The organism is Cognatishimia sp. 1_MG-2023 (assembly GCF_030548175.1).
Classification (GTDB): domain Bacteria; phylum Pseudomonadota; class Alphaproteobacteria; order Rhodobacterales; family Rhodobacteraceae; genus Cognatishimia.
The window spans coordinates 402674-415153 of the sequence record NZ_JAUORX010000001.1 but is presented as its reverse complement, the minus strand read 5'-3'; the positions used below and the strand labels follow the sequence as shown (position 1 = coordinate 415153).

The 12480-nt window shown below is 55.3% G+C and carries 12 protein-coding genes; 7 read left to right on the top strand and 5 right to left on the bottom strand.

The genetic code is table 11. From position 1 onward, the window contains the following. The first annotated feature begins 66 nt into the window (after nt 1–66). Both nrdR and ribD read left to right on the top strand, forming a co-directional pair. The gene (nrdR, locus tag Q4544_RS02025; RefSeq protein ID WP_303503688.1) at nt 67–534 is read left to right on the top strand and encodes a transcriptional regulator NrdR; all 468 of its coding nucleotides are present in this window, start codon (nt 67–69) and stop codon (nt 532–534) included. Then, nucleotides 531–1628: a bifunctional diaminohydroxyphosphoribosylaminopyrimidine deaminase/5-amino-6-(5-phosphoribosylamino)uracil reductase RibD gene (gene ribD, locus Q4544_RS02020; RefSeq protein WP_303503687.1), complete on the top strand. Its 1098-nt coding sequence runs from the start codon at nt 531–533 to the stop codon at nt 1626–1628. Before nrdR ends, ribD begins: the two co-directional genes overlap by 4 nt. Here ribD and Q4544_RS02015 read toward each other — a convergent pair. The 3 genes from Q4544_RS02015 to Q4544_RS02005 all read right to left on the bottom strand — a co-directional run bounded on the left by Q4544_RS02015 (nt 1625) and on the right by Q4544_RS02005 (nt 6155). Then, a complete protein-coding gene (locus tag Q4544_RS02015) occupies nt 1625–3628 on the bottom strand; it encodes a capsular polysaccharide biosynthesis protein (RefSeq protein ID WP_303503685.1) in 2004 nt (667 codons plus the stop codon). The two genes, ribD and Q4544_RS02015, sit on opposite strands and share 4 nt — an antisense overlap. Beyond that, a complete protein-coding gene (locus Q4544_RS02010; protein WP_303503683.1) occupies nt 3629–4765 on the bottom strand; it encodes a polysaccharide biosynthesis/export family protein in 1137 nt (378 codons plus the stop codon). It lies immediately after the preceding gene. A gap of 97 nt (nt 4766–4862) precedes the next feature. Then, nucleotides 4863–6155 (bottom strand): capsule biosynthesis protein, encoded by a 1293-nt coding sequence (locus tag Q4544_RS02005; protein ID WP_303503682.1) that lies wholly within the window; start codon nt 6153–6155, stop codon nt 4863–4865. A gap of 147 nt (nt 6156–6302) precedes the next feature. On the opposite strand from Q4544_RS02005, the gene Q4544_RS02000 reads away from it, so the two are divergent. From Q4544_RS02000 to Q4544_RS01980, 5 genes are all read left to right on the top strand, one after another. Next, the gene (locus tag Q4544_RS02000) at nt 6303–6899 is read left to right on the top strand and encodes a riboflavin synthase (protein ID WP_303503680.1); all 597 of its coding nucleotides are present in this window, start codon (nt 6303–6305) and stop codon (nt 6897–6899) included. Nucleotides 6900–7043: 144 nt separating this feature from the next. After that, nucleotides 7044–8162, top strand: coding sequence for a 3,4-dihydroxy-2-butanone-4-phosphate synthase (gene ribB / locus Q4544_RS01995; protein WP_303503678.1), 1119 nt, complete (start codon nt 7044–7046; stop codon nt 8160–8162). A 3-nt stretch (nt 8163–8165) separates the two neighbouring features. After that, entirely contained in the window at nt 8166–8717 is a 552-nt protein-coding gene (locus Q4544_RS01990; RefSeq protein WP_303503676.1) for a 6,7-dimethyl-8-ribityllumazine synthase, read from the top strand. Continuing rightward, nucleotides 8714–9199 (top strand): transcription antitermination factor NusB, encoded by a 486-nt coding sequence (nusB, locus tag Q4544_RS01985; RefSeq protein WP_303503675.1) that lies wholly within the window; start codon nt 8714–8716, stop codon nt 9197–9199. The genes Q4544_RS01990 and nusB overlap by 4 nt, the downstream gene beginning before the upstream one ends. Nucleotides 9200–9623: 424 nt before the next feature. Beyond that, complete coding sequence (locus Q4544_RS01980; protein ID WP_303503673.1) at nt 9624–10019, top strand: DUF4375 domain-containing protein; 396 nt, start codon at nt 9624–9626, stop codon at nt 10017–10019. A 47-nt stretch (nt 10020–10066) separates the two neighbouring features. Here Q4544_RS01980 and nadC read toward each other — a convergent pair whose 3' ends face one another. Both nadC and Q4544_RS01970 read right to left on the bottom strand, forming a co-directional pair. Further along, nucleotides 10067–10915 (bottom strand): carboxylating nicotinate-nucleotide diphosphorylase, encoded by an 849-nt coding sequence (gene nadC, locus Q4544_RS01975; RefSeq protein ID WP_303503671.1) that lies wholly within the window; start codon nt 10913–10915, stop codon nt 10067–10069. Beyond that, the gene (locus Q4544_RS01970; RefSeq protein WP_303503669.1) at nt 10912–12474 is read right to left on the bottom strand and encodes an L-aspartate oxidase; all 1563 of its coding nucleotides are present in this window, start codon (nt 12472–12474) and stop codon (nt 10912–10914) included. The genes nadC and Q4544_RS01970 overlap by 4 nt, the downstream gene beginning before the upstream one ends. Nucleotides 12475–12480: the final 6 nt, after the last annotated feature.

Genomic DNA, 12480 nt, shown 5'->3' with positions numbered 1-12480 from the left:
AGTGACTGTGGATAACTTAGGGGATAACTCTAAGGATGATGGCTAGTTGGTCTCTGGGGGATTGTGATGCGCTGCCCGTTTTGTGGAAATATTGATACACAGGTTAAAGATTCTCGCCCGGCGGAGGATCATGTTTCGATCCGGCGTCGTCGGTTTTGTCCGGCCTGTGGCGGTCGGTTTACCACATATGAGCGGGTGCAATTACGTGACCTTGTGGTGGTTAAGTCCTCGGGACGACGGGAAGATTTTGATCGCGACAAGCTAGAGCGGTCTATTCGGATTGCCTTGCAGAAACGCCCGGTTGAACCAGAGCGGATTGACCAGATGATCTCTGGCATTGTGCGCCGGTTAGAAAGCATGGGCGAGACGGACATTGGATCGAAATCCATCGGCGAAATCGTGATGGAAGCGCTCGCGCGGATTGATACGGTGGCCTATGTGCGCTTTGCTAGCGTTTATAAGAACTTTCAGGCGGCAGACGATTTTGATAAATTCGTTTCAGAATTGCGGCCGGATGTGAAACCTGAAGAGTGACCCAAACAGACAATCGGTATATGGCGCTCGGCCTTTCATTAGGGCGACGCGGTCAAGGACGCTGCTGGCCTAATCCAGCGGTTGGCTGTGTTGTTGTCAAAGATGGCCGAATTGTAGGGCGTGGGCACACGCAGCCCGGTGGGCGACCCCATGCAGAAACAGAAGCTTTGGCGATGGCCGGTGCTGCGGCACGCGGTGCGACGGCCTATGTGACGTTGGAACCCTGCGCGCATCATGGAAAGACACCGCCCTGTGCGCAGGCGTTGATTGATGCTGGCGTGGCGCGGGTTGTTGTCGCGGTCGAGGACAGCGACGGGCGTGTGGCTGGGCAGGGCTTTCAGATGTTGCAGGACGCGGGCATTCAGGTGGATGTGGGTGTTTTGGCGGATGAGGCGGCTTATGACCTCGAAGGGTTTTTCCTAAAGACAGAACAGGGGCGTCCATTTGTGACGCTAAAGCTGGCGACCACTTTGGATGGGCGCATTGCGACTGCAACGGGTGAGAGCCAGTGGATCACCGGCCCAGAGGCGCGGCGGCGCGTGCATATGATGCGCGCGCGGCATGATGCGGTGATGGTTGGCGGCGGGACGGCGCGGGCAGATGATCCGTCGTTGACCGTGCGGGATTTAGGAATTGATCATCAACCGGTGCGCGTTGTGGTCTCTCGGCGGTTGGATTTGCCGCTGATGAGCACACTTGCGCGGACGGCAAATGATGTGCCTTTGTGGCTAGCCCATGGTGGCGATGCTGATGCGGAATTGGTGCGCACCTGGGAAGGTTTGGGGGCAGAGTTGCTGTCCTGCGAATTGCAGGGTGTGCATGTGTCGCCCTTGTCGGTCTTACAAGGGCTTGGTGCCAAAGGTTTGACACGGGTCTTTTGCGAAGGTGGCGGGGCTTTGGCCGCGTCGTTGTTAGCCGCGGATTTGGTGGATGAGCTGGTTGTGTTCTCGGCTGGCATGGCCATAGGCGCCGAAGGCTTGCCTGCGATTGGCGCGATGGGATTGGATCGTTTGGCGGCTGCCCCCCGATTTGTTTTGCAAAACCAAGAGCGCGTTGGTGCCGATTTGATGAGCGTTTGGCGGCGACCGACTTAGCGCCAGAGGGTGCTTCGACTGGCGAGGAGGCCTTGGGCCTTGGACAGTAGGCGGTTTAGTAAACCGGGATGCGGGATATCACCCTGCGAAAGACGTTCAATCGCTACTTCGACAGAGCATGGTTGGTTCGTGACGGGATCATGGTAACGCGGCGCATCAATCAGTGCAGCGTGAACGAGGCCTTTCAGCGATACTTCGGCTTGGCGGCGGAGTGGTATCTTGCCAAGATCATTGGTTAAACCCCAACCCGCATAGAATGGCGCGCCGAGGGTGGTGACTTTGCACCCACGGATCAATGCCTCGAACCCTGAAAGCGATGTCATCGTCCAGACCTCTTGGACGTTTTGCAAAAGGCTGGGCATGTCGGCGTCTGTGACAACCACATCTGCAAGTTCTTCGGCGTCGGCTACGTTGCCTTCGCGCAGGCCTGCTTGCACGTCGGGGTGGGGTTTGTAGATGATCACCGCATCTGGGTTTGCTTCGCGGGTGGCTTGCAGCAAGGCGCGGTTGGTTGTGATGTCGTCGGTGCCCTTTAGGATCGACGCATCGTCTTCGACTTGACCGGGGACAAGGATGCGATGGCCTTCGGGGAGGGCTGGGAGATCGCCGCCGAGGTTGTATTTGCTGAGGCCTAGCGAGATTAGGCTGTTGATCAACCGGTCTGCGCGCAGGGATTGATCTGGGCGCAGCTCTGCCCGTTTGGTGATGAGCTGTTCCATATCGCTGGGACGGGTTGGGTCGTAGTAAATGCCGGATGTGTCTGTGATCAGTGAGAGTGGCGGCACAAGGGCTGCGCCAAGGCCACGTGATCTTAGAAAGCCGTCTTCGACGCTGGCTGCGTCTGAAGGGCCGTCCTTGATGCCCCAGACCATGTTGGGGGCATCAGGTTTTGTGGTTTCAAAGCCAAGGCGGCCGTGCTGACCATAGAAGTTCTGAAAGTGTTTTCGTTTCCAAAGGCGGATACCATGGGCGTTCCAGCCCTGGTGATCTTCGCGCCATGCGCGTGCCTTGGCTTCTAGGTGGGCAATGACATCTTCGATTTCGCAAAGCTGATCGCGGGCGGGATCGTACCACGTGGCGTATTTGATCATGGCGGCTGCGAAAAGCTGCGCGCGGGTCAGTTTGCGGTGACGGCGTGGGACAGGGCGTTCGTCATCTGTCAGGCCCCAACCTGCGTAGAAGGGTTGGCCAAAGACGCGGGGCTTGTGACCGGCAAAGATGGCTTCGAACCCGACTTGAGACGAGAGGGTGTAAACGCCAACTGCGCCCTCAAACAAGGTCCATGGGCTGATGGGAGTGTCCCAAAGCGTAATACGCCTGTTGGTGTCTTTTTCGGAGTAATACCCAGTGCGGAACCCTTGTTGGGTTTCCGGGTGGGTTTTGATGATGATGGGGCAGCCGGGGTGTTCTTCTTGTGCCATGACGAGCATTTCTTGAAAGAAGGCGTCATTGGCTTTGCTGGCCGTTACAGAGGCGTCCCCACGGGTCTGGTCAACGACCAAGACATAGCCGGGATCGGGGGCCGCGATGTTTGTTGGGAAGGCGGAATATTTGCTGAGGTGCGCCTCTTTGATGCGCTCGATGCAGCCGCGGGCGCGGTTTAGCAGAGCTGTGTCATCAAGGGGATCTTCGGCAAGAATGGTTTCTAGGTCTGATCGCTGAGCTGGATCAAAGTGAACCCCTTTGTGGTCAAGGAACAGTCCAACCGGGGCCTCGCCCGCGCGACCGGGAAAGAGGCTACGCAAAAAGGCGTCTTCGACACGTAGGATAGGGGCGTTGTGTTTGGCAGCGATCGCCTCGCCACGATGGGCGGTTGGGCTTTGGCCCCAGACGCCCACAAGATCGCCGTCTTTTGGCAAGCCAAGGCGGATGTCATAGCCGGATAGCTTTAGGATGCGACGGACGCGGCGCTGTGTGATGAAACCGCCGTTGTAAACAAAAAGCCGCCGGGGAGTTGTCTCCCCGGCGGTTGGATTGTGCATCGACGTATCGTCGTACATTTAGCCGCCGCCTGCCAACGTTGTGAGAGAGCTAACAGAGGTCGCAGAGCCAGTGATCGACGAAATGGTTTTATCCCAAGTCGTGAACGGTGCTTCGGTGACATATAGCGTGTCTTCGTCGCGGATCACAAAATCACGGGCTTGGAACATGCCATTTGGCTCGGTCAGATCAAGCACATAAACCAAACGCTGGGCACCGATTAGGTCATCGCGACCCATGACTTGGTTGGCGATTTCTGCAGGCTCGTTCCGGAAGACGAAAACGCCTGTTGGATCAGCTGCTGCGGAGTTAAGGCCGCCGACTTGCGCGATGGCTTCGATTGCAGACAAGTTCTGTGTTTCAAAGGTCACGCGGCTTTGCGCACCTGTGGCACCCAAGGCTGTAAAGGCGCGTGTGTCGGCCTCTACTAAGATGCGGTCGCCGCCACGTAGCGCGATATCTAGGTGTGGGTTGTCGTAAAGATCTTGGAACCAGACGGTGCCTTTTTTGCCTTTGCGTACCACGGTGACCTGAGCGATTTCAGGTTGGATGGTTACGCCACCGGCACGGGCCAGCATCGCGGCCAATGTGCGGGTTGGGCGTTCAATGGCAAAGACACCCTGACCACCAACGGCACCTACGATAGATACTGTTGCACCGTCACCTGCTGCGCGGCGAACTTCGACTTGTGGGTCAGGTGTTTGCTCTTCGAGCTTGGAGCGGATGATCCGGCGAATAGCTTCTGGGGAATTGCCTGCGGCGCGGATGCGACCAGCGTAAGGCACAAAGATAAAGCCTGCGCCGTCTACTTGAACTTCTTCAAGGATTGCAGCCACTTGGCCTTCGGGGCCGAGTAGGGGTTTATCGACGTTTTCCCAAATGGTGAGCGACAGGATATCACCGGGGCGGATTGTATCCGAGCCAATGGTGCCTGCGTTGCGGAATTCTTTTGAGAAACCTAGTGCCGGTGTTACGGCGGTTGCGCGCGTGACGCGGTCATTCACAGACACTACAAAGGCATCGCCTTTTTGTTGGACTGATCCTGCAAAAATTTCGCGTTTGTTCGGTCCTGGACGTGGCAAGCCACAAGATGACACCACGGCTATAGCCGCAACGAGGGCGACGCACTTCGCCCAGCGGGAAGAATGGGGTTTCACTGCACGGTCTCCTCGACCTATTATTGTTCTGCCTCAGTATTTTTTTGGTAAACTACCTGAAAGCGAAGATAAAATCCAGCGCTAGACCTTGTGTCGATCAGTTGACGGACCGCAACTGTTGCCTTGGAGCCGCTGTTCCAGATTCGAGCGCATCATACGGATCTTCGCGGGATAGCATCATATCCACGACATGGCGCAGCAATTGGCGGCGGCCGCGGCGGGAGTAAAATCCACCGGTGACTTGGCTGGTTTCCAACAGAAAGCGACGGTATTCGCGATAGGCCATCATGTCTGGGCGTTTGGCCCCGGCAAAGAAGTGGCGGAGGGATTCATCAGCGATGAATTCAGGTTGATCATAAACCGCTTTGCCAAAAATCTTGAGCGGGATACCCCGCCAAAGCACCTGTTGCCCAGCGGTGGAATTAACGGTGACCGCCGTACGCGCATCGTTCAAAAGTTGCGCCAGTTTGCCGCCGCGCACAAAATGCACGCGATCTGAAATGCCGTATTCTTTTGCAAGGCGCACAATCGTGCGGCGCACAGGAACGCGGCCATCCTCTAAAGGATGGGCTTTGAAAACAAGGTGATGGTGCTGTGGCGCTCCGATAGCGAAGTTTTCGATCACAAGTTCCAAGAATTCGGTCATCGTGTTGAATGGCGAATGCTTTTGAAAACTTGAGTCATGTTCAAGCTGCAGCAGTGCAAGATGATAGGGGAAGCCACCAAATCGAATACGGCGGGTAGCAACACGGCGTTCGATCGCGTGGATCGGCATGCGCATCAGGCGGCGCATATAAAGACGGAACTCACGGACAACGGATAAATCACGGTGGGGTTTGAAGTTTTCGAACTTGCGATTCTTGAACATGACAAACCAATGATACAACGCGCCGTAAAACACATGGTGCCGCATATCGCCCCAATGGGATGGGGGCATGGGGGTTTCCATGTCAGAGCGTTCTAGCGCCTTTTGCATCTGTGGGATGGTCATATCCATCAGGCGGGAATTGCCGTTAGAACCGCCGCGTTCGTAAGTGACCCAAAACGGACGTAGGTAGCCCTCTTCAAAGATATGCACACCAATGCCGCGCTCTTTGGCGATTTTAACGGCTTTTGCGTGGATGTCGCGTGTGTCGCCATACAGCGCAATATCGGTCACGCCTTTGTCGATAACGGTTTTCTCAAAGAAATCCGCCCAAGCATCGGGTTTATCAAGAAAAGGAATAAAGGTCTTTTTGTCGTTCCAAAAAAACGCATCGCCAGCATTAAAGCCCACGCGATACACCTTTGCCCCAGAGTGGCGCAACATGGTGCCAAGCCCTTGGAAAAAAGGACCGTGCGGCCCTTGCAAAAAGAGAAATACGCGGTCTGCGCCGCTTTCCTGTGTCATCATTAACTGCCCGTTTTCTACAGCTTATCACGCCGTATTTTCACAAAGGTTAACGAAAGTTCACGGCAAAAGTAAGGCGTTTGTCATGCTTGTCATAGACGAGGGCTCACGTTAGGTCTGGGCGCAGATTATTGGATGGAGCACAGCATGTTCACAGGGATCATTACCGATATTGGCGAAGTACGCGCTCTGGAACAGCGCGGCGACCTGCGCGCGCGGATCGGGACATCGTATGACACAAGCACGATTGATCTTGGCGCATCTATCGCGAGTGACGGTGTTTGCCTGACTGTGATCGAAATGGGCGATGATTGGTATGATGTTGAAATCTCTGCCGAGACTGTGTCCAAAACCAACCTACATGCGTGGACTGTGGGTAAACGTTTGAATCTTGAGCGCGCGTTGAAAGTCGGCGACGAGCTTGGCGGGCATATCGTGTCAGGTCACGTGGATGGCGTGGCTGAAATTATTGCAATGACGGACGAGGGCGATAGCACCCGCGTGACATTGCGCGCGCCACTGGAATTGGCGAAATTCATCGCACCAAAGGGATCCGTTGCACTGAACGGGACATCGTTGACTGTGAATGAAGTCGATGGATGTGACTTTGGGATCAATTTTATTCCGCACACCAAAGAGCATACGACTTGGGGTGATGCCAAGGTTGGCGGCTTTATCAACTTGGAAATTGACACGCTTGCCCGCTATGTCGCACGGTTGAACGAGATGACGGCAAAGCCTTAAAGCTATCTCTATTATCAAAGGCCTAACCGCCATCGGGGCATCGGTTTTTATGCAGTCAGTCGCTGATTGTCGGAAATTGCTTCACTGGTGTTCCATACCCCCATAGGGTATTTGCAGGGAGTAATTTGGCGAAAGAGGCCTGCTATGAGTTTTGAAACCCCTGGACCCGTTGAACAGGCCCTGCGCGATGCAATCAGCCCTATCGAAGACATCATCGAAGATGCGCGAAATGGGCGGATGTATATCCTTGTTGACCATGAAGATCGCGAAAACGAGGGTGATCTGGTTATTCCGTCAGGGTTTGCGACGCCTGAGGCTGTTAACTTTATGGCCACGCACGGGCGCGGCCTGATTTGTGTAACATTGCCAGCGGAACGGATTGAACAGTTGGGCTTGCCCATGATGGCAATGCATAATTCATCACGGCATGAAACTGCGTTTACCGTGTCGATTGAGGCACGCGAAGGCGTCACGACAGGGATTTCGGCTGGTGACCGTGCGTTGACCGTGGCGACTGTGATTGATCCAAAATGCACCTCTGCGGACATTGCGACACCGGGTCATGTCTTTCCACTGCGTGCGCGTCGCGGTGGCGTGTTGGTGCGGGCCGGGCATACTGAAGCAGGCTGTGACATCAGCCGCTTGGCAGGGCATTATCCATCCTCTGTGATCTGTGAGATCATGAATGAAGACGGCACAATGGCGCGCCTGCCGGATTTGGTGGAATTTGCTAAGAAGCATGATCTTAAAATCGGAACGATTTCTGATCTGATCACTTACCGGTCGCGCAACGATAACTTGGTTGAAGAAACCTCTCGTGAGATGGTCACGTCAGAATTTGGCGGCGATTGGGAGATGCGGATATTTACCGACCAGACGCATGGTGTTGAGCATGTGGTGATGATCAAAGGCGATATTTCCACGCCAGAGCCTGTATTGGTGCGCACTCATGCATTGCACGAAGCTAGCGATATGTTGGGGTTGGGGCCGAAGCCCGCGAATGAGCTGAGCCAAGCTATGCAGATCGTTGCTAAGGAGGGGCGTGGATTGGTGTGTCTGTTCCGCTCGCCGAACAATAGCCTGTATGCAGGTGATGACGAAGGACCACGCACGATCAAACAGACCGGTTTAGGTGCGCAAATCCTAAGTCACATGGGGTTGAATGAATTGATTTTACTCACAAACTCCCCGCAAACTGTATATGTCGGGCTGGATGCGTTTGGCCTATCTATTGTCGACACTCGTCCGATTGTTCAGGAGTAAATCATGGCTGGCGCAGAAAACCACTACATTATGCCACGTGCGGAATTTGATAAGCCGGTCAAGGTTTTGATCGTCGTTTCGCCGTATTACAAAGATATCGCAGACAACATGATTGCCGGTGCTGTGGCTGAAATTGAAGCCAGCGGCGGCACCTATGAGATTGCCGAAGTTCCGGGTGCGTTGGAAATTCCGACAGCGATTGGCTTGGCTGAACGTCTAAGTAATTTTGATGCCTACGTGGCATTGGGTTGTGTCATTCGCGGCGAGACCACGCATTATGATACGGTCTGTAATGACAGCAGTCGCGCCATCCAAATGCTTGGTTTGCAAGGACTTTCCATCGGTAACGGTATCCTAACAGTGGAAAACCGTAAGCAAGCCGAGGTACGCGCAGATCCAAAAGATCAAAATAAAGGTGGTGGAGCGGCGGCTGCGGCCTTGCATCTGGTGGCACTTTCGCGCAAATGGGGCAGCCCGCGTAAAGGAGTCGGATTTCTGCCGTCTTCTGAAGAGTTCCAAATTGCGGGCGACAACAAGGGTAACCCCACCGCATGACCTCTGAGACAAAGTCCGGCCTTTCCGGCAACCAGAAACGCAAAATGAAATCAGCCGCCCGGTTCTTTGCCGTGCAGGCGCTGTTCCAGATGGAGCATTCTGAGCAAACCTATGATCAGGTTCGTTTGCAGTTTTTGGATCACCGGTTTGGTGAGATTATTGATGATTATGAGATGCTTGAAGGGGATAGTTCAACCTTTTCAACGCTGCTCGAAGAGGCTGTGAATAACCAAGCTTTGATCGACCAAATGACCGACCGAGCACTGGTTGCGAAGTGGCCATTGGGTCGGATCGACAGCACGTTGCGCGCGCTTTTCCGTGCCGCAGGGGCCGAGTTAACCCAGATGGATACGCCGCCAAAAGTGGTGATTGTCGAATTCGTACAGGTCGCGCAGGCGTTCTTCCCTGAGGGAAAAGAGGCCAAATTCGTGAACGGTGTGTTGGACCACATGGCCCGCGAGGCGAAGCCAGAAGCGTTTTGAATTGTACAATTCGTACGTTTCACGACCCGAAACGTACGTTTCAGACTGAGTTTTTTGAAAGCCCTGCGAAAGCGGGGCTTTTTTGTCTTTGTGTTGGCGTAAACTACTATGCAGTTTTGTGGCGAATTTGAGTGGCGCTTGGCCGTGAAATGTCATTTGCTACGGAAGTGAATCTTCAGGTTGTCAAAGTCAGGTTACCCTGAGAACACGGCACAGAAATTGGTTCGTGTTCAAATCAGAGGGACCAATAGAGGCTTTTGGCTAAATGTCTTAATGGCCACTTTGAATTCTAAGAATTCTAAGAATTCTATTTGTGACAGGGAGCTATCCAAGTCTGGTATCGAAGACATGCTTGCTTGCAAAGGTGAGCCGTTTTGCTCAAGTCTTAGGGTCCGGTTAAGTATTCATAAAAAGGTGCAGTTGCATGGATGTTTACGAGTTTGCAGAAACGCTTAATCTTGGCGAAGATATTTCAAGTTTGCCTGAATTTGAGCGAACGATATTTGTTATTGTAGCCTTGGAAACCGAGGTTAATAACGGTGGATTCGACCAGTTCTACTTTAATTCAAGTGGAAGGATCGCAAACGAAGTTCCAAACGCTCTGGTGCGTATTGGTGCGCCAATTATGGCAAATATTGTACAGCGGTCTAATGCTATACTTGGGCTCGCTGTGCCTTTGGATGATGTTGCAAGACAAACTAAATTAGAAAAACTTGAAGAGGATTCCGAGGGTATATTTGAGGTGTTTGACGATGAGTTCTTGGCTTACCCAGAGGATTTGAATCAACTACTTCAGCGGTATTACGCGCAACGGAATTAGAACCATTAACCAAGACGTTTCCAGTTCGCTAAACCACAACCCAGCCCTTAAAAATCCAGACCCAGATCAACCGTCCGAGCCGAGTGCGTCAGGGCTCCGGATGATATGTAATCGACGCCTGTTGCTGCGATGGATGCGATGCGGTCGAGTTTTACATTGCCGCTGGCCTCGGTTTTTATTTGGCCGTTAACGATTTCTACAGCTTTGCGCAGTAAATCATTGCTCATGTTGTCCAGAAGGACGACCGAGGCGCCGCCGACTTCTAGGACTTCTTGCAGTTGGTCCAAACGGTCGACTTCGATTTCGACGGCCATCATGTGGCTGGCGTGTTGTTTGGTGGCTTCTAGCACTTGGCGCACGCCGCCTGCTGCTGCAATGTGGTTGTCTTTGATCATGATCGCGTCAGAGAGTGAGTAGCGGTGGTTGTGGCCGCCGCCGTGCAGGACGGCGAGTTTCTCGACGAGGCGCATGTTGGGTGTGGTTTTGCGTGTGCAGGTGACGCGGGCGTTTGTGCCTTTGGCCTCTGCCACGAAGCTGGCGGTTTTGGTGGCGATGCCGGTGAGGCGGCCTGCGTAGTTTAGCGCCACGCGTTCGCCCGATAGGATCGATGCGGCTTTGCCGTTGATGGTCATCAGCACGTCGCCCTTGCGGCAGGGTTGGCCGTCGGCGATGTGGGTGGTGATTTCCAGTGTCGGATCAACAAGGCGGAACGTCAGCGCGGCGACCTGCATACCAGAGACGAAGGCGTCCTCGCGGGCGTTGAGTTTGGCGGAATAGGTCGCGCCGGCCGGGATCACAGCGCGGGTGGTCACGTCGCCATAGCTGCCGAGATCTTCGAGCAGGGCGTTGCGGATCATGGGTTCAAGGATGAGGTCGGGGACGGTTGCAAAGCTCATGTCGTTTCCTTGAGGATGTTGTCGCGAAGGCTGAGAGCCTCGTCATAGGTCATGTTCGAGCGCTGGCCCTCGCCGGGCAGGCTGTCTGGGAAGTCTGCGCGTTCGTGGGCACCACGGGATTCCTCGCGCTGGAGGGCGCAGAGGGTGATCAGGGTGGCGGTGGCGCACATGTTCTGGAAGCTGGGCGAGGGGTCGCGTTGTTCAAGAGCTGCGATGTTGTGCAGCGCTTGGGTCAGGCCCGTCGCTGTGCGGATGACGCCGACGTGGTTTGTCATGGTTTGGCGTAGGGCAGTGACGGCTTGGGCGTCTGGGGCTTTGCCATTGCCTGAGAAATTCATTTGAATTTCAGGGGCTTCTGTAGCGTTGTTGGCTGTTGTGATGCCCTCGGCACAGATGCGTGCGTAGACGAGCGCTTCGAGCAGGCCGTTGGAGGCGAGGCGGTTGGCGCCGTGTAGACCGGTGCTGGAGGCTTCGCCGCAGACCCAGAGGTTTTTCAGGCTGGCGCGCCCTTGTTTGTCGGTTTTGATGCCGCCCATGTGGTAGTGCGCAGCGGGTGCGACTGGGATGGGTTCGACGGCTGGGTCGATGCCGTTGCGAGCGCAGTATTCCGCGACCGATGGGAATTGGGTTTTGATCTTTTCGCCCAAGGCTGCGCGGGTGTCGAGCATGGGGCGGTTGCCGGATTGGACCTCGGCAAAGATGCCACGGGCGACGATGTCGCGTGGGGCGAGTTCGGCGTCTGGGTGGATCGCTTGCATAAAGCGGTCGCCATGTTTGTTGATCAGGATGGCACCTTCGCCGCGCAGGGCCTCTGTTGCGAGGGGGGCCGGGTCTTCGCCCACGTCCATGGCGGTTGGGTGGAATTGCACGAATTCGGCGTCAGCGATGATGGCACCGGCGCGGGCGGCCATGCCGATGACCTGACCACGGATGCGAGGTGGGTTTGTGGTGACGGCATAAAGCCCGCCAGAGCCGCCGCCCGCGAGCAAGTAGGCTGCGCCGCGCAGCATGATGGGGGCAGAGCGGCTTTCGTCGCTTTCCTGAATCGCGATGCCGGTGACGGTGTCGCCGTCGGTGTCCAGCGATACGGCCATTGTGCCTTCGAGCACTTGAATGCTTGGGGTTTGAGCCACGCGCTCGATTAGGGCGGCCATGATTTCTGCACCGGCTTGATCGCCTTTGACGCGGACGACGCGGGCAAAACTGTGGGCCGCTTCGCGGCCAAGGACGTATTTGCCGTCTTCGGTGCGATCAAAGGGGGTGCCCATGGTGGTGAGATCTAGGATGTGTTCGCGGGCTTCGCGGGTGACCATTTGGGCGACTTGGGCGTCAACGGTGCCGGCACCTGCGTTTTGAGTGTCGCGGGCGTGGCTTTCGGGGCTGTCTTTTAGGTCCATTGCGGCGGCAACACCGCCTTGGGCCCAAGCGGAACTCGCGCCTTTGCCAAGCTTTTCAGGAGAGATCATCACGACGGGTTGCGGCGCAAGTTTTAGGGCCGCATAGAGCGCGCCCAAGCCTGCGCCAACAATAACGATGCGATCCGTCGTGATCTCTTGCATGGTCGC